This window comes from Candidatus Frackibacter sp. WG13, assembly GCF_900114655.1.
In the GTDB taxonomy this organism is placed as follows: Bacteria; Bacillota; Halanaerobiia; order Halobacteroidales; family Acetohalobiaceae; genus Frackibacter.
Genome location: NZ_FOTT01000025.1, coordinates 16,868 through 41,350 on the forward strand (window position 1 = coordinate 16,868; position 24,483 = coordinate 41,350).

At 35.9% G+C, this 24,483-nt stretch carries 23 protein-coding genes; all 23 read left to right on the top strand.

The features are described from left to right. Positions 1–67: 67 nt before the first annotated feature. Positions 68–514 (top strand): NADH-quinone oxidoreductase subunit NuoE, encoded by a 447-nt coding sequence (gene nuoE, locus BM077_RS11665; RefSeq protein ID WP_089750573.1) that lies wholly within the window; start codon positions 68–70, stop codon positions 512–514. 19 nt (positions 515–533) lie between these two features. Beyond that, positions 534–2,195, top strand: a complete 1,662-nt coding sequence (gene nuoF, locus BM077_RS11670; RefSeq protein WP_176941722.1) for an NADH-quinone oxidoreductase subunit NuoF — start codon at positions 534–536, stop codon at positions 2,193–2,195. Then, positions 2,192–3,907: an NADH-dependent [FeFe] hydrogenase, group A6 gene (locus BM077_RS11675; protein WP_090095268.1), complete on the top strand. Its 1,716-nt coding sequence runs from the start codon at positions 2,192–2,194 to the stop codon at positions 3,905–3,907. Before nuoF ends, BM077_RS11675 begins: the two co-directional genes overlap by 4 nt. 527 nt (positions 3,908–4,434) lie before the next feature. Next, a complete protein-coding gene (locus BM077_RS11680; protein ID WP_089750567.1) occupies positions 4,435–5,025 on the top strand; it encodes a 4Fe-4S dicluster domain-containing protein in 591 nt (196 codons plus the stop codon). A 3-nt stretch (positions 5,026–5,028) separates the two neighbouring features. Then, positions 5,029–5,904 (top strand): CoB--CoM heterodisulfide reductase iron-sulfur subunit B family protein, encoded by an 876-nt coding sequence (locus BM077_RS11685; protein ID WP_089750565.1) that lies wholly within the window; start codon positions 5,029–5,031, stop codon positions 5,902–5,904. Between the two features lies 1 nt (position 5,905). After that, positions 5,906–7,630, top strand: coding sequence for a CoB--CoM heterodisulfide reductase iron-sulfur subunit A family protein (locus BM077_RS11690; RefSeq protein WP_218149530.1), 1,725 nt, complete (start codon positions 5,906–5,908; stop codon positions 7,628–7,630). A 3-nt stretch (positions 7,631–7,633) separates the two neighbouring features. Beyond that, entirely contained in the window at positions 7,634–7,840 is a 207-nt protein-coding gene (locus BM077_RS14230; RefSeq protein ID WP_218149532.1) for a 4Fe-4S dicluster domain-containing protein, read from the top strand. Further along, on the top strand, positions 7,837–8,283 hold the full coding sequence (locus BM077_RS14080) for a hydrogenase iron-sulfur subunit (protein ID WP_176941721.1): 447 nt from the start codon (positions 7,837–7,839) through the stop codon (positions 8,281–8,283). Before BM077_RS14230 ends, BM077_RS14080 begins: the two co-directional genes overlap by 4 nt. Next, entirely contained in the window at positions 8,276–9,235 is a 960-nt protein-coding gene (locus BM077_RS11700) for an NADH-quinone oxidoreductase subunit B family protein (protein WP_089750562.1), read from the top strand. Before BM077_RS14080 ends, BM077_RS11700 begins: the two co-directional genes overlap by 8 nt. Before the next feature lie 15 nt (positions 9,236–9,250). Further along, positions 9,251–10,708 (top strand): Ni/Fe hydrogenase subunit alpha, encoded by a 1,458-nt coding sequence (locus BM077_RS11705; RefSeq protein ID WP_176941720.1) that lies wholly within the window; start codon positions 9,251–9,253, stop codon positions 10,706–10,708. Further along, the gene (locus BM077_RS11710; protein WP_089750559.1) at positions 10,708–11,199 is read left to right on the top strand and encodes a hydrogenase maturation protease; all 492 of its coding nucleotides are present in this window, start codon (positions 10,708–10,710) and stop codon (positions 11,197–11,199) included. Before BM077_RS11705 ends, BM077_RS11710 begins: the two co-directional genes overlap by 1 nt. Further along, entirely contained in the window at positions 11,192–11,533 is a 342-nt protein-coding gene (hypA, locus tag BM077_RS11715) for a hydrogenase maturation nickel metallochaperone HypA (protein ID WP_089750557.1), read from the top strand. Before BM077_RS11710 ends, hypA begins: the two co-directional genes overlap by 8 nt. A gap of 405 nt (positions 11,534–11,938) precedes the next feature. Next, on the top strand, positions 11,939–12,604 hold the full coding sequence (hypB, locus tag BM077_RS11720; RefSeq protein WP_089750555.1) for a hydrogenase nickel incorporation protein HypB: 666 nt from the start codon (positions 11,939–11,941) through the stop codon (positions 12,602–12,604). Beyond that, positions 12,595–12,825 carry a HypC/HybG/HupF family hydrogenase formation chaperone gene (locus tag BM077_RS11725; RefSeq protein WP_089750552.1) on the top strand — a complete coding sequence of 77 codons (231 nt, stop codon included), beginning with the start codon at positions 12,595–12,597 and terminating at the stop codon, positions 12,823–12,825. Before hypB ends, BM077_RS11725 begins: the two co-directional genes overlap by 10 nt. Continuing rightward, a complete protein-coding gene (gene hypD / locus BM077_RS11730) occupies positions 12,800–13,918 on the top strand; it encodes a hydrogenase formation protein HypD (protein WP_089750550.1) in 1,119 nt (372 codons plus the stop codon). Before BM077_RS11725 ends, hypD begins: the two co-directional genes overlap by 26 nt. Further along, complete coding sequence (gene hypE, locus BM077_RS11735; RefSeq protein ID WP_445082268.1) at positions 13,918–14,928, top strand: hydrogenase expression/formation protein HypE; 1,011 nt, start codon at positions 13,918–13,920, stop codon at positions 14,926–14,928. Before hypD ends, hypE begins: the two co-directional genes overlap by 1 nt. A gap of 13 nt (positions 14,929–14,941) precedes the next feature. Beyond that, positions 14,942–17,239 (top strand): carbamoyltransferase HypF, encoded by a 2,298-nt coding sequence (gene hypF, locus BM077_RS11740; RefSeq protein WP_089750546.1) that lies wholly within the window; start codon positions 14,942–14,944, stop codon positions 17,237–17,239. 174 nt (positions 17,240–17,413) lie between these two features. Beyond that, entirely contained in the window at positions 17,414–18,394 is a 981-nt protein-coding gene (locus BM077_RS11745) for a GDP-mannose 4,6-dehydratase (RefSeq protein WP_089750544.1), read from the top strand. 183 nt (positions 18,395–18,577) lie between these two features. Further along, positions 18,578–19,939 (top strand): glycosyltransferase family 39 protein, encoded by a 1,362-nt coding sequence (locus BM077_RS11750; RefSeq protein WP_089750543.1) that lies wholly within the window; start codon positions 18,578–18,580, stop codon positions 19,937–19,939. A gap of 144 nt (positions 19,940–20,083) precedes the next feature. Beyond that, positions 20,084–21,127: a Fe(3+) ABC transporter substrate-binding protein gene (locus BM077_RS11755; RefSeq protein ID WP_089750541.1), complete on the top strand. Its 1,044-nt coding sequence runs from the start codon at positions 20,084–20,086 to the stop codon at positions 21,125–21,127. 74 nt (positions 21,128–21,201) lie between these two features. Beyond that, positions 21,202–22,857, top strand: coding sequence for an ABC transporter permease (locus BM077_RS11760; RefSeq protein ID WP_089750539.1), 1,656 nt, complete (start codon positions 21,202–21,204; stop codon positions 22,855–22,857). Continuing rightward, positions 22,841–23,560, top strand: a complete 720-nt coding sequence (locus BM077_RS11765; protein WP_089750537.1) for an ABC transporter ATP-binding protein — start codon at positions 22,841–22,843, stop codon at positions 23,558–23,560. The genes BM077_RS11760 and BM077_RS11765 overlap by 17 nt, the downstream gene beginning before the upstream one ends. A 41-nt stretch (positions 23,561–23,601) precedes the next feature. Next, positions 23,602–24,477: a lysylphosphatidylglycerol synthase transmembrane domain-containing protein gene (locus BM077_RS11770; protein WP_089750535.1), complete on the top strand. Its 876-nt coding sequence runs from the start codon at positions 23,602–23,604 to the stop codon at positions 24,475–24,477. The last annotated feature ends 6 nt before the right edge of the window (positions 24,478–24,483 follow it).

Here is a 24,483-nt window from a genome sequence, read left to right on the forward strand (position 1 = left end):
AAAAGTATGGAATAAAAATTGCATGTATATATTAGCAAGTGATTATAAATTTTAGGAGGTAGATATTATGGAAGCAGTAATTAAGGAGATTATAGTAGGTTATGAGTCTGAAAAGACTCCTTTGATTTCAATTTTACACAGAGTCCAGGATAAGTTAGGTTATTTAAGTGAAGAAGTTTTAAAGTTAGTGGCTAAATATTTAGACTTACCGTTAAGCAAGGTTTATGGAGTGGCGAGCTTTTATACTTTATTAGATACAGAAGAGAAAGGCGAGAATATAGTTAGAGTCTGTGAGAGTGCACCATGTCATGTTAAGGGTTCGATGAATGTATTGACAGAGCTAAAGAGTGAATTAGGTATTGATATAGGTGAGACAACGAAAGATAATAAATTTAGCTTAGAACTAACTAGTTGTTTAGGTGTCTGTGGAGTTGCGCCAGCGATTATGGTTAATGATCAGGTTTATGGTAACTTAACTGCTAAGAAGTTAGAGGAGATTTTGGAGAAGTATTAAAGAAGAAGGAGGTTAAATGATGGCTTTTTATAGGGGACATATTCTAGTCTGTACTGGCCAGGAATGCAAACAGAAAGGCGGTAAAGAAGTAGAGCGAATTTTAGTTAAGGAACTGAAGAGGTTTGGGCTCAATGATGAAATAAAGGTAATTAGTACTGATTGTTTAGGTGCTTGTGAAGCGGGACCGCTGATGGTTATTTATCCAGAAGGAGTCTATTATGGCGGGGTGCAGATAGAAGATGTAAGAGAAATTGTAGAAGAACATTTATTAAAAGGGCGTAGAGTTAATAGATTACTGTATGAAATGGATGAAAGCGAAGAGAATGTTACTGCTCATCACAAGAAGGATATCTTTTCTGATGAGATGCGAATTGTATTAAGGAATTGTGGGCTTATAGACCCAGAGGATATTAAAGATTATATTGGCCGTGACGGTTATCGAGCTTTAGGGATTGCTTTAACTAGATTGACACCTAAAGAAGTAATTACAATGATAGAGGATTCGGGACTTAGAGGTCGAGGAGGGGCTGGCTTTCCTGCGGGGTTGAAGTGGAAGTTTACTCATCAAGCTGATGGGGATGAAAAGTATGTTGTTGCCAATGCTGATGAAGGAGAACCTGGGACTTCTAAGGACCGGTTAATTATGGAAGGTGATCCGCATACATTATTAGAATCCATGGCGATTGCTGGTTATGCTGTTGGTGCGGATACTGGTTATATTTATGTGCGGGGGGAATATCAATTAGCTGTTAGTAGATTGAAGAAGGCTATTGAACAGGCGGAAGAATTAGGGGTGTTAGGCAAAAATCTTTTTGATTCAGATTTCGACTTTGAAATTAAGATTAGAGAAGGGGCTGGGGCTTATGTTTGTGGTGAAGAAACAGCCTTACTCCGTTCTATCGAAGGTGAACGAGGTGAACCGCAGATTAAACCTCCTTATCCTCCTAACGAAGGTTTATGGGGGCAGCCAACTCTGATTAATAATGTGGAGACCTTGGCCAATATTCCGGTTATTATCCAAAAGGGCGCTGATTGGTTTAGTAAGATTGGCATCGAGAACTGTACTGGAACCAAGGTCTTTACTCTAAGTGGTGATGTAATGAATGAAGGTTTGGTTGAAGTACCGATGGGTACTACTTTAAGGGAGATTATTGAAGGTTTTGGTGGTGGAATGGCTGACGGTAGAGAGTTTAAAGTAGCTCAGACTGGAGGAACTTCAGGAGGATGTATTCCGAAAGAGCTATTGGATACACCGATGGATTATGATTCTTTAGCTGAAGTAGGAAGTGCTTTAGGTTCTGGAGCATTATTAATTATGGATGAGTCCCATTGTATTGTCGACATTGCAAAGTGTTTTATGCATTTCTTTGAACATGAATCTTGTGGAAAGTGTACTCCATGTCGAGAAGGGAATACACGCATGTATGAAATGTTAGATCGGATCTCTAAAGGGGAAAGTAACTTAAAGGATTTAGATAAATTACGTGACTTGGCTAATGTTATGTCTAAAACAGCACTTTGTGGTTTAGGGCAGGCAGCGCCAACATCTATTTATAGTACTTTAGACTACTTTAAAGATGAATACTTAGCTCACATTACGGCTAAAGTCTGCATAACCGGTGATTGTCAAGAGTTAGTCACACAGAGAGAAGAAGGCGAGCGGAAGGGTGAAACAGCATGAAAGTTAAAATTAATGGTGAAGAGTTAGAAGCAACGGCTGGGCAAACGGTTTTAGAAGTAGCAAAGAAGGCAGGAATAGAGATCCCAACGCTTTGTTATTTAAAAGACAAGAATGAGATTGGCGTCTGTAGAATCTGTATGGTCAAAGTAGAAGGAGGAGGAGGAGGGTATGAACCGGCTTTTGTGTTGCAAGTAAGTGATGGATTAGAAATTGAGACTAATACACCTGAGGTTAGAGAGTTAAGACGATTAAATTTAGAACTAATCTTAGCTAATCATCCTCAAGATTGTTTAAGCTGTGAGCGAAGTTTGAACTGTGAATTACAGGGTCTCTCTAAAGAGTTAGGGGTAGACGGAAGTAGGTTTGCTGGTAAGAGGATAGAACATCAATTGGATGAATCGACGCCATCACTTATTCGTGATCCTAATAAATGTGTTAAGTGTCGTCGTTGTGTCAGTGTTTGTAACGATAGTCAAGGTGTTAAAGTTCTCTTCCCTAATAATCGTGGCTTTGAGACCTTAATTGCTCCTTTCTTTAATAAAGACTTAGATGAAGTAGCATGCTCGTTATGTGGTCAATGTTTACATGCTTGTCCTGTAGCGGCAATTAAAGAGAATGATGCTATTGATAACGTGTGGGAGGCGTTAAATGATGACAATCAACATGTTGTTGTGCAGATAGCGCCTGCGGTAAGAGTCTCTATTGGAGAGGAATTTGGAGTAGAACCTGGTACACCCATGACTAATAAATTAGTAACCGCTTGCCGCAAATTAGGCTTTGATAAGGTATTTGATACTGATTTTACAGCTGATTTAACAATTATGGAGGAAGGACATGAGTTATTATCTAGGCTAAAAGAAGGTGGGCCTTTTCCATTATTAACTTCTTGTAGTCCTGGATGGATTAAGTATGTTGAACATTTTCATAATGATTTCTTGCCGAATCTATCTAGTTGCAAATCTCCACAACAGATGTTTGGAGCGTTAGCTAAAAGTTATTATGCAGATATTGAGAATCTTTCACGAGAAGAGATTACAGTAGTCTCAGTTATGCCTTGTACTGCTAAAAAGTTCGAGGCAACACGTGAAGAGATGATGAAAGATGGTAGTCAGGATGTAGATTTAGTGCTTACAACACGTGAATTAGCTAGAATGTTAAAGATGACAGGGGTAGATTTTTTAAATCTATCTGGAAGTGATTTTGATGACCCACTAGGGATTAGTACTGGAGCCGCTGATATCTTTGGAGTAACAGGAGGAGTAATGGAGGCAGCTTTACGAACGGTTTATGAAAAGTTAACTGGAGAAGAATTAAGTGGACTACGACTTACAGAAGCTAAAGGATTAACTGGAGTAAGAGAAGCTAAGATTGAATTATCTAATCAGACAATTAAAGTCGCGGTTGTCAGTGGTTTAGGTAATGCTAGTAAGGTTTTAGAAGCTGTAAAACGAGGAGAGAAAGAGTATCACTTTATAGAAGCCATGGCGTGTCCAGGCGGATGTGTAGGTGGAGGAGGACAACCGATTCCTACCAATGAAGAGATTGTAATGAAGCGAGGGCAAGGTTTATATAACATTAATAATAGTAAATCTCTTAGAAAATCTCATGAGAATCCGGTTATTCAAGAGTTGTATGAAGAGTATTTAGAGGGGGTTGGAAATAAAAAGGCTCATCAATTATTGCATACTACTTATCAGAAAAGAGCGAAGTAAAATGAAGATGTTTCTCAGCAAACCCTTATTTATATAATATATGGGTAATTAACCTTTTTAGGTGTATAGTTTCCGAACATGTCCGGGAACTATACATTTTTTATTTTTCAAGGTCCATTAACCAGCATAGCAGCAAGCGTATTTCTTCACATTTAAAAGTGTACAAAAAATGAACATAATTTTATATAAAATTCAGAAAATTATAATTTGTCCAAAAAGATTGTGAAAAATTGTATTTACTGTCAATGTAGTCCTTGTGGCATTTTTCAGACATTTTCAGAAAAATTGGCACAATAGTTGCATTTATATATTAATGACAGTAAGAGAGTGTTGAAGTTAAGATTGAGGTTAAGGCTAAGGTAAAGACTAAGGTTAAGTAAATTAACTTCTTGTAATATAGGAACCTTATTTAGTCGATAACATTCTTATTAGTAAGAAAGGGGGGAGCACGAAAATTTTAGGTATTTGGGTAGCTGTATTTTAAAATTTAAATTATTTTCGGAGAGTAGAAAGGAGTGTAATTTATTGTGAATCAGACAGCTGTGGCTGCGAGTTCTTTATTAGTGGAACAGAAGGTGGATTCTAATTTTTTTCAACAGGTTAAGGAAGCTTCAGGAGAGAATATAGGTGCTTGTATGCAGTGTGGTACTTGTTCTGGCTCTTGTCCAACGAGTTATCAGATGGATTATACACCACGGAAGATAATTTCTTTAATTAGAGCTGGATATAAAGATAAAGTCTTAAAGAGCAAGACAATTTGGATGTGTGCTTCTTGTTATGCATGTGCAGTGAGGTGTCCGAGAGGAATTAAGTTTACTGATGTTATGTATGCTTTAAAGACGATCGCGATTGAGGAAGGTACTTATAATCAAAAAGATTATTCACCAACTTTTTATAAAGAGTTTACTAATGTGATTAAAAAGTATGGTCGGTTATCAGAAAGAGATCTAATCACTCGTTATTCATTAAAGACGAACTTTATGAATCTATTTAAGTTTGCTCCGTTAGGGCTGAAATTATTACAGCGAGGTAGGTTAACATTTGTTAATGATAAGATAGAGCATCAAGATGAATTAGAGGCTATGTTGGATAAGATAGAAGAGATGAAGGGGGCGTAAAGATTGAAATATAGTTATTATCCCGGTTGTAGTTTGCATGCTTCGGCTAGTGATTATGATGAATCGGTAAAAGAAGTCTGTAAGGTATTAGGAATTGAATTAGAAGAAGTAGAGGATTGGAACTGTTGTGGAGCTACGGCAGCTTCATCTACTGATAGATTAGTTTCGCTTTCATTACCAGCAAGAAATTTAGCCAGGAGTGAGGAGCAAGGTTTAGACATGACAGTACCGTGTAACTCTTGTTATGTAGCTCATAAGAATGTTAATCAGACATATGATAAGAAACCGGATTTAAGAGGAAAAGTAGATGAGGTTTTAGAAGCAGCTGATCTAAGTTATTCGGGAGAGGTTAAGGTAAAGCATTTATTAGATGTTTTAGTCAATGATTATGGTTTAGACCAGATTATCTGTCAAGTACTCGAAGAGTTAGAAGGAGTAAAGGCGGTGCCATACTATGGATGTCAGATTGTAAGACCAGACCATAGCTTCGATGATCCAGAGATGCCGACTACCTTAGATGAGTTATTAGAAGGACTAGGTGTTGAGGTAAAAGATTTCAATATGAAGACTAAGTGCTGTGGCGGAGCGTTGATGACTACTAAAAAAGAGATGGCTTTAGAGTTGAACTATTTCTTGTTAAAAGCAGCAGTAGACACTGGGGCAGAAATGATGGTAGTTACTTGTCCTCTTTGTCAGATGAATTTAGATGCTTTTCAAGATGAGATTAATCAAAAGTATGGCACTAATTTTGAGATGCCAATAGTCTATTTCACTCAATTATTAGGACTAGCCTTAGGAATCGAGCCAGATGATTTAGGTTTAGAAAAGTGTATTGTACAGCCAACTGAATTAATTCAAAAGTATGCGGGGGTGAGATAAGTTGACAGAAGAAGCGAGAGTAGGTGTCTATGTCTGCCATTGTGGTTCTAATATTGCTGATAAAGTAGATGTAGAAGATGTTAGAGATTATGCAAAGGATTTACCAAATGTAGTATTATCAAGAGATTATAAGTATATGTGTTCTGATCCAGGGCAGGACTTATTAAAGAAAGATATTGCAGAGCATAACTTAGATAGAATAGTAGTTGCTTCCTGTTCGCCACGAATGCACGAACCAACCTTTAGATATGCTTTAGAAGATGGTGGTCTGAACGGTTACTTTTTAGAAATGGCTAATATTCGGGAGCACTGTTCTTGGGTAACTGAAGATGAAGGCGAGGCAACTGAAAAGTCCAAGGCATTGGTTTCTTCAGCAGTTAATCGTGTGCCTTATCATGAACCGTTAGAAGAGAAAGAAGTAGATATTAATCCGGCTACATTAGTAGTTGGGGGTGGAATTAGTGGTATTCAGGCAGCACTAAAGATTGCTGATAGTGGTCAAGAAGTATATTTAGTTGAGAAGAAGCCTTCGATTGGTGGTAAGATGGCTAAATTAGATAAGACTTTTCCAACTTTAGACTGTGCAGCCTGTATTTTGACTCCTAAGATGGTAGAAGTAGCGCGTAAAGAGGAAGTACATCTTTTAACTAATAGTCAAGTAACAGAGGTTTCAGGATATATTGGGAACTTTGATGTGACGGTTACCGAAACACCGCGTTATGTAGATTTAGATGATTGTACTAGCTGTGGGGACTGTAGTGAGGTCTGTCCAATTACTACCGAGGATGAGTTTGAAGAGGGCTTAGTAGACCGGAAGGCTATTTATAGATCGTTTCCTCAGGCAGTTCCTAATTCATATTTAATTGATGGAGACACATGTGTTAAGTGTGGAAAGTGTGTAGAAGTTTGTGAAGCCAAGGCTATTGATTTAGAGATGGGACCGCAAGAGCATCAAATAGAAGTAGGAAATATAATTATGGCGACAGGTTATGAAGTCTTTGATCCATCTGGAGCTGCACAGTGGGGTTATGGACTTTATGATAATGTAGTTACCGGGCTTGAATTTGAACGATTGACAAATGCTTCCGGGCCAACTGGAGGTAAGGTTAAGCTAGAAGATGGTAGTGAGCCAGAAGCAGTCGCTGTATTGCACTGTATTGGTAGTCGTGATGAGAACTATAAAAAGTACTGTTCACGAGTCTGTTGTATGAGCTCAGTTAAATTCTCTCATTTAGCTAAGGAAAAGACGGATGCTGAGGTTTATGAGTTCTATATTGATATGAGAACCTTTGGTAAACAGTATGAAGAGTTCTATAATAGAGTACAAAAGGAAGGTATCAACTTTATACGCGGTAAAGGTTCAGAAATAATTAAGCGTGATGATAAATTAATAGTTAGAGCTGAGAATACTTTAATTGGTGAGTTTGTGGAGATTCCAGTAGATATGGTCGTTTTAAATACGGCATTGATTCCACAGGCTAGTCAGACTGAAGTTGGTCAGACGTTTGGTATTCAGACTAGCAATGATGGGTTCTTCTTAGAATCACATATTAAGCTTGATCCATTCCGAACAGCTACCGAAGGAATCTATTTAGCAGGGTGTTGTCAGAGTCCAAAGGATATTCCTGATTCGGTTGCTCAGGGGTCAGGGGCAGCAGCAGAAGTCTTATCTGTTATTACTAAAGGTAAAGTTTCAGTTTCGCCGATTTCTGCTCATGTTAATTAAGAAATCTGTTCTGGTTGTAAGGTCTGTATTCCATTATGTCCATATAGTGCAATCAGTTATGATGAAGAATTAGGAGCTTGTACAGTTAATGAAGTATTATGCGAAGGTTGTGGAACTTGTGTTGGTGGCTGTCCATCCGGAGCTTTAAGAGTTCGTAACTTCGATAATGAACAAATATTTGCTCAGATTGAGGGGGTTTGTGGAGCATGACAGAAAGTAAAGAGTTCGAACCAAATATAGTAGGCTTTTTATGTAATTGGTGTTCTTATGCAGGAGCAGATTTAGCTGGTATTTCTCGAATTAAATATCCGTCTAACATCAAAATTATTCGTGTGATGTGCTCAGGGCGAGTTGAGCCATCCCATATTTTGAAAGCATTCAAAGAAGGTGCCGATGGCATCTTAGTTAGTGGCTGACACCCTCGTGACTGCCACTATGTTAGTGGTAACTATAAAGCAGCACGTAGGTCTGAAGTATTGAAGGCTATGCTACCGCAGTTTGGTATTGAGCCAGAAAGATTTATGTTAACTTGGGTTTCGGCTAACGAAGGAGAAAAGTTTGCTGAAGTCGTTAAGGATTTAGTAGCAAAAGTAAAATTAGTTGGTCCGTTAGGAAAAGTTTCTGAGCGGACAGGAGGTGAGTTAATTGGGTGATAAATTAAATTTTGCCTTCTACTGGACAGCAGGATGTGGTGGTTGTGAAGTAGCCACTTTAGATATAGATGAAAAGATATTAGATGTGGCTGAATTGGCTAATATAGTACTTTGGCCGATAGCTATGGACTTTAAATATGAAGATATAGAGAATATGGATGATGATAATATCGATGTTTCGTTCATTAATGGAGCTATCAGAAATACAGAACAGAGAGAGATAGCTGAGCTTCTTCGTGAGAAGAGTAAAGTGGTAGTTGCTTTTGGAGCCTGTGCTTGTCATGGGGGAATTCCAAGCTTAGGTAACTTCCATAATAAAGATGAAATCTTTCAGGAAGCTTATGTAGATACGATTTCTACTAATAATCCAGATAATAATTTACCAACGCCGAAGACGGAAGTGGCTGAGGGAGAGTTAACTATTCCGGAGTTTTTTGATACAGTCTATAAGCTAGATGACTTAATCGAAGTAGAGTATTATCTACCAGGTTGCCCACCATCGACTGATTTGATTATTAAAGCCGTAGAAGCGATTGCTAATGATAATCTACCACCGGTTGGTAGTGTGATTGCTAGTAAGAAGACGGTCTGTGATGAATGTGATCGTGAGAAGAAAGAGAAGAAGGTTAAAGAGTTTAGAAGACCTTACGAAGTAGATGTAGATCCAGAACTTTGTTTATTAGAACAAGGTATTATCTGCTGTGGTTCAGCTACTACTGGTGGCTGTGGGGCTAACTGTCCAACGGTAAATATGCCGTGTCGTGGTTGTTATGGACCGACATCTGAAGTGGCTGACCAAGGTGCAAAGCTGCTTAGTGCTGTGGCTTCGGTAATTGATAGTGACGATCAAGAAGAGATAGCTAAGATAGCTAAAGATATTTTAGATCCTGGTGGTACTTTCTATCGCTTTGGCATGTCTAATTCATTATTAAAAAGAAAGAAGTTAGGTTAGAGAGGGGGATAAATAATGGAACGAATTACAATAGATCCAGTAACTCGTCTAGAAGGTCATGGTAAGATCGAGATATTTTTAAATGATGAAGGTAACGTAGAAAACGCATATTTTCAGGTTCCAGAGTTAAGAGGTTTTGAAAAGTTCTGTCAAGATCGGCCAATAGAAGAGGTGCCACGAATTGTACCACGAATATGTGGAGTCTGTCCAGAGGCTCACCATATGGCAGCGACTAAGGCTTTAGATGGTGTCTTTTCAGTAGAACCGCCAGCGGCAGGGCATAAATTGAGAGAACTATTTTATGTAGCTCATATTATTCATTCGCATATAGCCCATTTCTATGCTTTAGCGGCTCCTGACTTTGTAGTAGGGCCAGATGCTGATCCAGAAGATAGAAATATTCTAGGGGTAATAGCTAAGGTAGGAGTAGACACCGGAGAAGAAGTAATCAAACATCGTTCTTATGCCCAGAAGATTCAAGCGATGCTTGGTGGAAAAGCAACACATCCAGTCTGTGGTTTACCAGGAGGGATGAGCAAGTCATTAACGGAAGAGGAACGACAAGAAGTCGAAGAGATGGCTAAATCCTTAGTTGAATTTAGTGAACTTTCACTTGGTATCTTTGAAGATGTTGTTTTAGATAATGAGGACTATTTAGAACTAATTAAAGAAGATTTTTATGCCCATGAGACTAATTATATGGGGATGATAGATAAAAATGGACATGTTAACTTCTATGATGGTCAATTAAGAGTAGTCAGTCCTACTGGTGAGCAAGTAGTAGAGTTTGATGCAGATGACTACTTAGATTATGTTGAAGAAAGAGTAGAAGAATGGACCTATATTAAGTTCCCATATTTGAAGGATATCGGTTGGAAAGGCTTTGTTGATGGTGCAGATAGTGGTATCTATCGCGTGGGACCATTGGCTAGATTAAATGTAGCTGAGGGGATGGCAACTCCTAAGGCCCAAGAGGCTTATGAGAATATGTATTCTGCTTTAGGTGGTGGACCAATCCATGCTACTTTAGCAAATCACTGGGCTAGATTAATTGAATTAATCTATGCTTCCGAAAGATTATTAGAATTAAGTCAAGATGATGAAATTACTAGTGAAGATATTAGAAATATTCCAACAGAGACTCCAGATGAAGGGGTAGGCGTAGTAGAAGCACCACGAGGCACCCTTTTCCATCATTATAAAGCTAACGACCAGGGGATGACAGAAAAGGTAAACTTAATTGTAGCTACTACTAATAATCATGCTCCAATCTGTATGTCAATTAAGAAGGCAGCCCAAGGGCTAATTACGAATGGTGAAGTTAATGATGGGCTATTAAATATGGTAGAGATGGCCTTTAGAGCTTATGATCCATGTCTATCTTGTGCAACTCACTCTTTGCCAGGGCAGATGCCGATGCAGATTAATATTCATGATGAAGATGGAGAAGTAATAAAAAGGATGGAGAAGTAATGAAGACTATTATCCTAGGAATGGGTAATACTATTGTTTCTGATGACGGCGTAGGTCTCTATGTTGTACGTGAATTAGAAGCAAGGATAAATAAAGAGAATATTGACTTTCAAGAAAGTTCTTTAGCAGGCTTTAGGTTACTTGATCTCCTCTCAGGCTATGACCGGGTGATAGTTGTTGATTCTATAAAAACCAGCAAGGTAGAGCCCGGTCAAGTCTATAAATTAGATGTTGATAGCTTAAAGTCGACATTTAGATTAGCCTCAGCTCATGATATTAACTTTGCAACTGCATTAGAGTTTGGAGAGATGATGGAGATGAAGATGCCTGATCAGATAGATATTTATGCTATAGAAGTAGTAGATAATCAGACATTTCATGAAGGATGTACCCCGAAGGTAGAAGCAGCAATTCCAAGAATAGTAGATGAAATTATTGAAGATTTAGGATTAGGTGATACAAATAAGGCAGGTGAAGTAGTCAATGCATGAAATGTCTTTAATGCAGTCCATCTTTGAACAACTAGAGACAGAGATTAAGAAACGAGAGTTGACTAAAGTTTCAGCCGTCAAATTGGCCGTCGGTCAATTGACGGCTGCTGTCCCTAGTGCTTTAGAATTCTGTTTTGAGTACTTTGCTAAAGACACAGTCTGTGAAGGTGCAGAATTAATTATAGAGGAAGTACCAGCTAAAGGGTACTGCCATGATTGCGAGCAGGAATTTGCGATAGATAAAAGGTTTATCTGTCCTAAATGTAATTCAACTAATACAGAAACCATATCCGGACGGGAATTATATATAGACTATATTACAGTTGACAGTTGATAGTTGACAGTGAAGCCCAGAAAAGAGCCTTCGAATTAAAAGCAGAGTCTATCGTAGGTTTGCGCAGAATTTATTCACGTCAGCTTTTGGGTTTTAAAGCTGTAAGGAGCCTTGATTTAGGCTGGGCGAGACAGTGAAGCCCAGAAAAGAGCCTTCGAATTAAAAGCAGAGTCTATCGTAGGCTGCGGCAGAATTTATTCACGTCAGCTTTTGGGTTTTAAAGCTGTAAGGAGCCTTGATTTGTAGGCTGGGCGAGACAGTGAAGCCCAGAAAAGAGCCTTCGAATTAAAAGCAGAGTCTATTATAAATATAAGGTTAAGGCTAAGGTTAAGATTTTTAATGATTGTAATTGTTAATCGTTAATCGTCAATTGTCAATTGAACTAAAAAAGGGAGGAAATTATATATGGCAAAGATAAAAGTTGTTTCGGATGTTTTACAGGCTAATGATGTATTGGCTGATTGTAACCAAAGATTATTGAGGGAGAAGAATATTTGGTCTATCAATTTTATGGGATCACCAGGTGCGGGGAAGACGACTGTTTTGGAGAAGACGGTTAAGGAATTAAGGAATACATTGGATATAGGTGTTATTGAAGGTGATATCTATACTGCTAAAGATGCGGAACGGATTGAGAAGTATGATATTCCGGTGATTCAGATTAATACTGATGGTGGTTGTCATTTAGATGCTAATATGGTGCAAAAAGCTTTAGAAGATTTTGATCTTAATCTGTTAAATTTAATGGTTATCGAAAATGTAGGAAACCTAGTCTGTCCATCTGATTTTGCCTTAGGTGAGGAAGCTAAGGTGATGGCGATGAGTATTACTGAAGGCGCTGATAAACCGTTAAAGTATCCATCTATGTTTAGAAATTCAGAGGTTTTATTACTAAATAAGATGGATTTATTACCGGCTTGTGACTTTGATATGGATGCTTTTGAAGAAGATGTCTATAGTATTAATCCAGGAATAGAGATAATTAAGGTTTCTGCAATCAAAGAAGAAGGTTTAGAAGAATGGTATCAGTGGCTAATAGCTAAAGTAGAGGAGGTCCAAGAATGTGCTTAGCGGTACCGGCAGAGGTGATTGCGATAGATGGTAAGCATGCTGTAGTTGATTTAAATGGTAATCGAACTGAAGTGGGAATTAAGTTGGTCCCTGATGTTGAAGTTGGAGAGTACCTTTTAATTCATGCCGGTTATGCGATTAACAAGATTGATGCTCAGGAAGCTAAAGAAAGAATAGAGTTATTGGAGGAATTCTATGCAGGTCTTGAAGAAATATCGTAATCCAGAATTAATTAAGCCAATGCTCAATGAAATTAGTGAATTATCTCAAAAATTAGACGAGGAATTAAAGCTAATGGAAGTTTGCGGGACACATACGATGGCTATCTCTAAGTATGGTCTTAGGTCTCTTTTACCGAAGAATATTAAATTATTATCTGGGCCAGGGTGTCCAGTCTGTGTTACTTCTCAACAAGAGATTGATGAGATGATAGCACTTAGTAAGATGCCGGAAGTAATTGTTACAACTTTTGGTGATATGATAAAGGTACCGGGAAGTAATAGTTCTTTAGAGAAAGAGAAGTCACGAGGAGCAGACATAAGGATTGTTTATTCTCCTTTGGCTGCTGTAGAGATTGCTAAAGAGAATCCAGAAAAAATAGTAGTCTTTTTAGCTGTCGGTTTTGAAACAACAATTCCAGTAATAGCAGCTGCTTTAGAAGAAGCGATTGAGGAAGGGATAGATAATTTTAAACTATTTGTAGCTCATAAATTGATCCCTCCGGCTTTAGAAGCACTATTAAATGATAATGAAGTGAAGATTGACGGGCTAATCTGTCCGGGGCATGTTAGTATTATGATTGGAAGTAAAGCTTACGAGGAAGTCGTTAATAGGTATGATTTACCGGCGATAGTGGCTGGTTTTGAGCCGTTGGATATTTTGGATGGAGTTAAAGGTGCTTTGAAGCAGAAGGTTGAGGCTCAGGTTGAGGTTGAGGATAAGGTTAAGGCTAAGGTTGAGAATAGGTATGGGCGTGTGGTGAAAGATGAAGGAAATCAGATAGCCCAGGATTTGATTAGGCGATTGTATCAAGTGGTTGATACTGCTTGGCGAGGAATCGGAATTATTCCTAATAGTGGTTTAGAATTGAGAGATGAATACGCAGAATATGAGATTAGAAATGTGATAGATTTAGATGTTGGAGATAGTAATGAGCCTCAAGGTTGTAGTTGTGGTGAAATCTTGAAAGGGATTAAGTTACCTTATGACTGCCAGTTATTTGGTGATGTTTGTAATCCACAACATCCAGTTGGGCCGTGTATGGTTTCTAGTGAAGGCTCTTGTGCTGCCTATTATAAATATGATAGGAGATGATAGGAATGGAAGAGATATTATTAAGCCACGGTAGTGGTGGTAAGTTGACACAGAACTTAATTGATGAAATATTTATTAAAGAGCTTGATAATGAAATATTAAGGTCAAAAAATGATGCAGCAATCTTAGATTTAGAGGGAGAGCGATTAGCTTTTACTACTGATTCTTTCGTAATCAATCCTATCTTCTTTCCTGGTGGTAATATTGGTGAATTAGCAGTCTGTGGAACAGTTAATGATTTAGCTACTAGTGGAGCCATACCGAAGTATTTGAGTCTTTCTTTGATTATTGAAGAAGGATTACCGATAACTGAATTAAAGCAGGTGATTAAGTCCGTTAGTGAAACAGCAAAGAAAGCTGGAGTTAAGATTGTAACTGGTGATACAAAAGTAGTAGCTAAAGGAGAAGCTGACAAACTTTATATTAATACTACTGGTGTTGGAAGTCTATCAACTAAACTTAATATTTCTGCTGACCGAGCAAAGCCTGGAGATATGATTTTGGTTAACGGTAACTTAGGAGAACACGGAATTGCTGTTTTATCAGAAAGAAAAGGTCTAGAATTCGAAACTATAGTCAAGAGTGATACAGCTCCTTTATCTGGTTTAGTCTCTGATATCTTAGAAGTTACGGATCAAGTTAAAGTATTAAGGGATCCTACTCGCGGCGGGTTAGCTACGACATTAAATGAAATAGCCGAAGCCTCTCAAGTAGGTATTAAATTACAAGAAGATAAATTGCCTATTTCTGAAACAGTAGAAGCAGCTAGTCAGATGTTAGGTCTCGACCCACTCTATCTAGCTAATGAAGGTAAATTAATAGTTATCGTACCTGAAGAAGAAGTTGAAGATGTATTAGAAGCAATGCAAAAATCGGAATATGGTGTTAAATCAGCAATTATTGGTCAAGTGACAGCTGACGAGCCGGGTAGAGTAGTTTTAGAAAATAATTTTGGAGCAAGTAGAGTCTTAGATATGTTAACAGGAGAGATGTTACCGCGGATTTGTTAAGGAGAGGATAACTATGTCACTACCTAAAGCAGAACAGAAAGTAAGAGCCAAAATCAAAATAAACGGAATAGTTCAGGGAGTAGGATTTAGACCTTTCATCTATCGTTTAGCTAAAAAATATCAGTTATTCGGTTGGGTATTGAATTCAGTCAAGGGAGTTGAGATTGAGGTTGAAGGCAAGCAGAAGTTAATTGAAGATTTCTATTTAGCTATTGAAGAGCAGGCACCTCCCTTAGCTCGAATTAAAGAAAAAGCACTAAACTTCACTTCAGAACTTTTAGATTATGATGATTTCTTGATTAAAAGGAGTAATAGCAATGGGGAAGAAAGAGTCTTAATTACTCCAGATGTAGCTATCTGTGATGACTGCCGTGCTGAAATGAAGGATAGAGGTGACAGACGTTATAACTATCCCTTTATTAATTGTACGAACTGTGGTCCGCGTTTCACAATTATCGAAGGGACTCCTTATGATCGTCCGTTAACTACTATGAAAGAATTTAATATGTGCTCTAATTGTCAGGATGAATATAATACTCCATTAGATCGTCGCTTTCATGCTCAGCCAAATGCTTGTGAAAAATGTGGACCTAGTGTAAAATTGCTTAACAGTAAAGGTGACATAATAGAAGGTGCCCCGATAAAGAAAACAACAGAACTTTTGTTGGACGGTAAAATTGTTGCTATTAAGGGTTTAGGTGGTTATCATTTAGCTTGTGATGCGACTAAACCAAAAGCGGTAAGGAGATTAAGAAAGATTAAGCATCGTCCTAGTAAGCCGTTAGCAGTTATGGCTAAAAATTTGGAAGTGATAGAAAAGATTTGTGATTTAGATAAGATAGAAGTTGAAGAGTTAACTTCACCTGCAGCACCAATAGTTCTTTTAGAGACTAAGCAGATAACGGATGTTAACTTTAAGGTAGCTAATGAGGTTAATCCAGATACTGATAAATTAGGGATGATGCTACCTTATACTCCTATTCATGAACTTCTTTTAACAGATGAGTTGCCTTTAATTGTCTTGACTAGTGCTAATCTTAGTGGACAGCCATTAATGACATCTAGTAAGGAAGTATACAATAAATTAGATGTGAAGATTGATGCTATCTTAGCTAATGACCGGCAGATCGCTAACCGCGTTGATGATTCAGTGGTGTATAAATTAGGCGACGAGATGGTGCCGATAAGAAGATCGCGAGGATATGTACCATTTCCAATTAGAATGGATATGGAAGCAGAGAAAAATATTTTAGCTTGTGGAGCACAACAGAAGAATACTTTTGCTTTAGTTAGAGAACAGAACATATTTTTGAGTCAACATATTGGGAATCTGAATAACTTAGCGACTTATAACTTTTATCAAGAGAGTATTAACAAGTTGCAGTATTTATTACAGGTTAACCCAGAAGTAGTAGTTACTGATTTGCATCCAGATTATTTGAGCACTAGGTATGGTAAAATTTTAGATAGCATAGAATTAGTTGAAGTACAGCATCATCAGGCTCATATTGCTAGTTGTATGGTAGAACATCAATTAGATGAGGAAGTTATTGGAGTAGCTTTTGATGGAACTGGATATGGCTTAGACGAAGAGGTTTGGGGCGGTGAATTCTTTGTTGGTGGCTTAGATAGTTTGGAGCGAGTTGGACATTTAGAATATGTGCCTTTGCCAGGCGGAGAAGTTTCAGTTAAAAATCCATATCGAATGGCCTTTTCCTATCTGTATCATCATTTCGAAGATATAGGAATCGAACTAGCTAAAAAATTTCTGCCTGATTTAGAACAAACTGAACGTCAGATTATTAAAGCTCAGATTGAAGAGAAAATTAATACTCCGTTAACATCTAGTATGGGTCGTTTATTTGCAGCAGTGTCAGCCTTGTTAGGAATCTGTACTGTTACTGATTATACTGGTCAAGCAGCAATTAAACTAGAATCAATAATAAAGCCGCAGGTAAATGAATGTTATAATTTTGCGATTACAGAACAGGGGATTATTAAGACTGAGTCTTTATGGGCAGAGATGATTGTAGATTTAGAGTCAGGTATAGCGAAGGAGAAAATAGCAACTAAGTTTCATAATACAGTAGTTGAATTTACTTTAGATTTAGTTGGACGATTATCTAAAGAATATAATTTTAATAAGATTGTTCTTAGTGGTGGAGTAATGCAGAATAGATATTTGGTGAAGAAGTTGAAGAAAGGAGCCAAAGGTGTTTTAGACTTATACTTTCATGAAAAAGTGCCACCTAATGACGGTGGACTTGCTTTAGGGCAAGCGGTGATTGGTAGTAAAAAATTGAATGATTGAATGATTTTTTAAACCTCCTTTATTATAGTGAAGGAGGTTTTTCTATTTGCTCTTGACATTGAGAATGATTTTTATTATAATTAATTAAAATGATATTGAAAACGATTTTCAATTACTTAATACAAATACATAGTGCAAAGAAGAAAGAAGTAAAATTTAAAAGCAGGTGATAAGATGAAAGTTTTAGTAACTGGAGGAGCCGGATTTATCGGTTCTAATTTAGTAAAGAGTTTATTGAAGGTGGGGCATCAAGTAGTTGTTATTGATAATTTTAATGATTACTATGACCCAAAGATTAAGGAGAATAATATTAAACAATTTATAAAACATGGTAATTTTAAATTATATCGAACAGATATTTTAAACCAAATTCGCTTAGCTGAAATTTTTAAAAAAGAAGAAATTGATAAAGTGATTCATTTAGCAGCTATGGCTGGAGTACGTAATTCCATCGATAAACCAAACTTATATGTCGATGTTGATGTGAAGGGGACAATTAATTTATTAGATTTGGCTGTCAAATATAATATAAAACAGTTTGTATTTGCTTCTTCTTCCTCGGTTTATGGGGAAAGAAAGGATCTTCCTTTTAGTGAAGATATGAAACTTGATTCACAAGCATCACCTTATGCTACAGCTAAAAGATCGGCCGAATTATTTTGCAGGAATTATCATAATTTATATGACTTAAATATATCTATTTTACGTTTCTTCACTGTTTTTGGACCACGACAGAGACCCAATATGGCAATTAGTAAATTTACTAAATTAATTGCTCAAGGGCAACCTGTCCCGATGTTTGGAGATGGTTCTACTACTAGAGATTATACTTATATTAGTGATATAGTTAGAGGTATTAAATTAGTTCTAGAAGTTAATCCAAGGTTTGAAATCTTTAATCTAGGTTCCGGAAGACAAGTTAAGTTACTAACCTTGATTGAGGTAATTGGTAATAGCTTAGGAAAGAAGTCTAAAATTAAAGAATTGCCCGCACAGCCTGGAGATGTGCCAGTTACTTATGCCGATATTACTAAGGCTAAAGATAGATTAAATTACCAACCTCAAATTGATATCAGAAGAGGGGTTGCAAAATTTACACAGTGGTATATGAAAGAGAAGTCAAATGGCGGACATATAAATAGAAAAGTTATTTAAAGTAAAAGAAATATTAATGATTTAAAATTATTCTTTAGTGTTTTTTAGGAGGGGGTCATCATTTATGGTTCAATTCTAATATTTATTGCAATTGGGGTTAGGTTATTCTTCCTAAGTCCCTATCCTCATGGCTGGGATGCTGTAGACTTTATTTTAGGGATTAGATACTATGATTTATCATTAATGCAACCACATTTTCCTGGTTACCCGGTTTATATTTGGTTGGGAAAGTTTATTAATCAGTGGGTGGGCAATGAAGAGTTGTCTTTAGCTTTAATAAGTGCGATATGTGGTGGTTTATCGGTAGTTCCATTTTATTTATTAGTTAATAGAATTTTTAATAAAAGATTTGCTTTATTAGCAGGATTATATTTGATATTTAGTCCACTACATTTAATTTTAAGTGCTAAGATTATGTCTGATATGATGGGTACTTTGTCTATCTTATTATTCTTATATTTAACTTATTTAAGTTGGCAAAAGACTCAGTATAGAAAATGGCACTTAATAAGTGGTGCAGTCGTTTTAGGGTTAGGTTTAGGAGTTAGGATCTCCTATTTTCCTTATTCTATAGTATTATTAATTAGTTTAATTTTATGGTATAAAGAAAAGAAAGAGCTTAAAACTATAATTCTGACTCTAATAAGTTTTATAAGTGCATTCTTCCTTTGGTTAAGCTGGCAGACCGTTAGAGCAGGAGGTTTATTAGACTTTCTTAAGATAGCAATTGACTTTACTGTGGGTCATTTTAACGATTGGGGAGGAACCTTAGTTACAGATAGTTCTTTGGGGTTAAGGTTAATTAAGTTAATTTATGATAATATCTTAGTGGCCGGATTAGGGTTTTATCAATCTGGTGATTCAATATTTAAATTAATATTATCTGGATTTATTCTATTAGGAATGATTAGTTTTATTTTAAAAGTTAAATTGACTAATAAAGATAAATTATTTTTGGCTAGTTGGTTTGTTCCATATTTTTTATGGGTGATCTTTGGACAGAATGTAGCTAAGCCTAGGCATATAATTACTTTAGTACCGTTATTCATAATTTTAATAGTGGCAGGATTAGATTATATTTTGGATTATTTGGGAAATAGGATATATTATTTAAGCTATGGCCTTCTAGTCTTAATATTAATTATGACTTCTGTACCACTAATAGGAACTTACAATAAGAGTTCTCCTCCGGTGATAAAATTAAGCCATTATTTGAACAAAAACTTTGATTCTACTGAGACTATAGTTTATACGTTTGAAGAGGAGCGGGTAATTGATTATTATCATCCGGAATTTATAGTTGGCCGAGTTAGGAGAGTGGAGGACTTTTATGTTAAGCTATTATCATTGCCTAATAAGCCAAAGAACATTTTAATGACTAATGCAGTATATAATAGTTTAATTAGTCAAGAAAGTGATCTAAAAAAATATTTGCAGCCCATTAAGCAATGGGAGAAAGATAAACTATTGTATCCTGTATATAATAAAGTGATTCTTTACAAAGGTCAGGAAGGAATTTATGATTATATTCAGGCCTATGATTAAAAATAAAACAAATTAGCTCAAATGGTATTTTTAATTAATAATTGAAAATTAACCTTGACAGTGAGAGTGATTTTCATTATAATTACTTACAGACAATTATGAAAATCATTATCAATAAGATTTTAGGAGGAGATTACTATTAAAATGAAAAAGTCATTATTTATTTTAACTGTAGCTTTAGTTTTGAGTATTGCTACTGTTTCTACAGCTTCGGCTGGTTTTTTTGATGCTTTCTTTGGTTCGGATAAGGGAGAAGTTAATCTTTATACTAACAGACATTATGAAGCTGATGAAAAGTTACTTGAAAAGTTTGAAGAGAAGACAGGTATTAAAGTGAATGTTTTGAAAGGTACTTCAGATGAGTTAATCGAAAGAATCGAAAGAGAGGGAGAAGATACACCGGCTGATCTATTAATTACAGCTGATGCTGGTAGATTGTACCGTGCTAAGGAAAAAGGTTTATTACAATCGGTTAAGAGTGATATATTATTTAATAATATACCAGCTAATTTAAGGGATAAAGAAAATTATTGGTTCGGCTTGACTGTTCGCGCTAGAATTATAGTTTATGCTAAGAATAGGGTAGATGAGTCAGCATTATCTACATATGCAGATTTAACAGATGATAGATGGAGAGGAAGAATATTAGCAAGAACTTCATTGAATATCTATAATCAGTCTTTATTAGCTTCATTTATCGCCTTAGAAGGAGAAGAGTTTGCTAGAGATTGGGCAGCGGGAATTGTAAATAATATGGCAAGAAGACCCAAAGGTAATGATACAGCACAGGCTATAGCAGTAGCTTCAGGTGTTGGTGATTTAACAATTATGAATACTTACTATCTGGGAAGAATGTTGAATTCATCAGATCCACAAGAAGTAAAGTTAGCTAAACGATTGGGAGTCTTTTTTCCTGACAAGACTCATATCAATATAAGTGGAATTGGTCTTACTAAGCATGCTAAGAATAAGGAGAATGCTATTAAATTAATGGAATTCTTATCAAGTGAAGCAGCACAAAAATTCTTTGCTAGTGCTAATTATGAATATCCTGTTAATCCAAATGTAGAACCGGCACCTCTATTAAAATCATGGGGTAGATTTGAAGCACAAGATATTAACTTAGCTAAACTAGGAAAATATAATCAAAGAGCAGTCGAGATCTTTAATGAAGTAGGATGGCAGTAATTAAGATATTAATTAAGTTTAATGGAAGCAGTCAATTAATTGACCGCTTCCAGATAAGAGGTAGGTGATTCTATTTGTTGAAAAGAAGAAATTTGAAGTCGTTATTCAATATATGGTCTATTTCAAGTTTTATCATTATACTCTTTATTTTAATTCCAAATATTAATATCTTATTGAATATATTTAATCCAGTAACAGATAATTGGGAGCATATACAGAAGTATCTTTTAAAAGATTATATAGTGAATTCAACGATTCTTATTTCATTTACAGGTGTTCTTTCTATTTTAATAGGTTTGACATTAGCGTGGCTTATTAGTCAGTTTGAGTTTCCTTTTCGTGATTTTTTTAAATGGGCGCTAGTGCTGCCTTTAGCAATATCTCCTTATATTGGTGCCTATACATATAATGGATTATTGAATTATACCGGAGTTATTCAAACGACCTTAAGAGGCTTTGGTGTCGATGTTAATCCATCTTATTTTGATATTATGACTATGCCTGGTGCAATATTCATCTATACCATCTTTTTGTTTCCTTATGTCTATATCATAACCAGGTCATTTCTATCAAAGCAATCTGCTTCTTTAGTGGAAGCTTCAAGGACTTTAGGTAGAAGTTATTTTGAAACGTTTTGGTATGTTATTTTACCGGTTTCTAAAGGAGCTATTGTTGCTGGAAGTAGCTTAGTAATTTTAGAAGTTCTAAATGATTATGGAGTTGTAAAATATTTTGGGATACCAACTTTTAGTACAGCAATTTTTAAGACATGGTTTGCGATGGGAGATGCAAATTCTGCAATTAGATTATCTGCTTTACTGATGGCGTTTGTTTTTGGTGTGTTGCTAGTAGAGAAATTCTCTCGAGGTGGTAAGCGATTTAGCTATAGTACTACTAAGATAAGGCCTATTTCTAGAAAAAAGTTATCAGGAATCAAGGCTTTCATGACTTCTGGATTCTGTTTTTCAGTTTTTAGTATTGGATTTTTAATTCCTACATTGCAGTTACTTCATTGGAGTTGGTTAAGTTATGATGATGTATTAGATATGGAATTTATACTCTTTGCTATTAATTCTTTGTTTGTAGCTTTACTTGCTTCTGCACTTATCATTATTATAGCGGTCATTATTGCCAATACAGTAAGAATTAATGATAATATAATTTCAAAAATATATTCGAAGATTGCAATTCTTGGTTATTCAATTCCAGGAGCTGTTATAGCCATTGGAATTTTAACATTCTTTATCACTTTAGATAATCAGATAGAAGTCATATATAAGTTATTGGATCTTGGCACAAGTGGATTAGTCTTAAAGTCGAGCATAATAATGCTTATCTTTGCTTATATAATAAGGTTCTTAGGTATAGGCTATAATTCTGTCGAATCAGGATTTGATAGAGTAGGTAGTAGTTTCTTTGAAGCATCACGAACTCTTGGTGTTGGAATAACTGAGACCTTCTTTAAAGTCGACTTACCTATGATTAAACCTGCAGTTAAGAGTGGGTTCTTGCTTGTGCTTATTGAAGTATTAAAGGAACTACCTTTGACGTTGATTTTAAGACCCTTCAATTTTGACACATTAGCTAGTAAGGCTTTCGAATATGCAGGAAATGAGATGATACATGAAGCTGCTATCTCATCTATGATTATAATTTTAGTTTGTGGCATTGCTATATATCGTATTAATACAGTTGGAAGTAAGGGGGGTAAAAATGCTCGTTCAAATTAAAGATTTAGATTTTAGATATAAAAATTCCGATGAATATGTCCTTAAAAACTTTAATTTAGATATAGAAAAAGGTGATATAGTCTGTATTTTAGGAGAGAGTGGCAGTGGTAAGAGCACAGTTTTAAGATTAATTGCTGGGCTTGAGGTGCCACATAAAGGTATTATTAAGATTGATGATGAGGTAATGGTTAATGAAAGTACTTTTGTCTATCCTGAAGAAAGAGAAATAGGGGTTTTATTTCAGGACTATGCCTTATTTCCCCATATGACAGTAGCAGAGAATATATTATTTGGTGTGAGAAATAAGGAGAAAGGATACAAAGAACAGAGGTTACAAGAACTATTAAAATTGATCGGTTTGGAAGAGTTAAGAGAACGTTATCCGCATCAAATTAGTGGAGGACAGCAACAACGAGTAGCTTTAGTTCGAGCTTTAGCAATCGACCCATGGTTAATATTAATGGATGAACCATTTAGCAATCTTGATGCTAATTTACAATCCAGGATCAGACAAGAATTAAAAGGGATTATTAAGAAGACAGGAATAACTTCGGTCTTTGTTTCTCATGATAAAGATGATGCTATAGATATAGCTGATAAAATAGTAGTCTTAAAGGATGGGGATATTATCCAGCAAGGCGTTACTGAAAATATTGTTTCTAAACCAAGTTCTAAATATGTAGCGGGGCTTTTCGCGTCATAATTTTGTGTAGTTTTTTGTATCAATAGAAATAGGTGAGATAATTGAATTTAGATGAGATACTTAAAGCAGGTAAATTATTATTTAATCCTAAATTATTATTAATCTTTGGTTTAGGGTATTCTTTAGCATTCTGGTTAAGATCAATAGCTTGGTTAGAGTTATTTAAAAAAAGAAATATGGAGACAAAGGATTTATTTTCTTTACAAATGGTCTCCTTACTGTTTAACCATATATTTCCTGCTAAAATGGGTGAAGTGGCAAAAATATATCTTTTACACAGAAGGGATTACTCGGTTGCAAAAGCGACCTCTACAGTAGTATATAGCAGAGTTATAGATATAATTTCACTAATAATTAATGTAATGATATTTAGTCTATTATCAATTAGTTATATCAGTTTTGATTGGAAATTACTACTACTTCCTTTGATCTTAATCACGATTATTTTAATAGGAATACTTATATTTAGTCGTTGGAGTTTAATTTCTAAAATTCAAAATAAGTTATTCGATTATTTATTGCAGTTGCAACAAGCATTTAAGGAGATAAGCTTTAAACAACTAGTTAAGGCAGTATTAATTACAATTCCTAGTTGGATTTTAGAGGTAAGTGCTATTATGGTAGTGGTTAGTGCTTTAGGTTTGGATTTAGGTTTAATTCCTTTAGTAGTTGTTAATAGTTTTACAATTATGACCCAAGTATTCCATATTACTCCTGGAGGCGTCGGAACTTATGAAGCTAGTATGGCTTTTATTTTAGGATTATATGGAGTAGATTTGGAATTAGCTTTATCTATTGCTGTTTTAACTCATAGTCTAAAGTTTATCTATTCTTATTTGATTGGCGGAATCTTTACCTTGCGTGAATCAGTTAAATTAGTAGATATAGTCAGATTTAAAGAAAAGGTCATAGGTTAGGAAGGA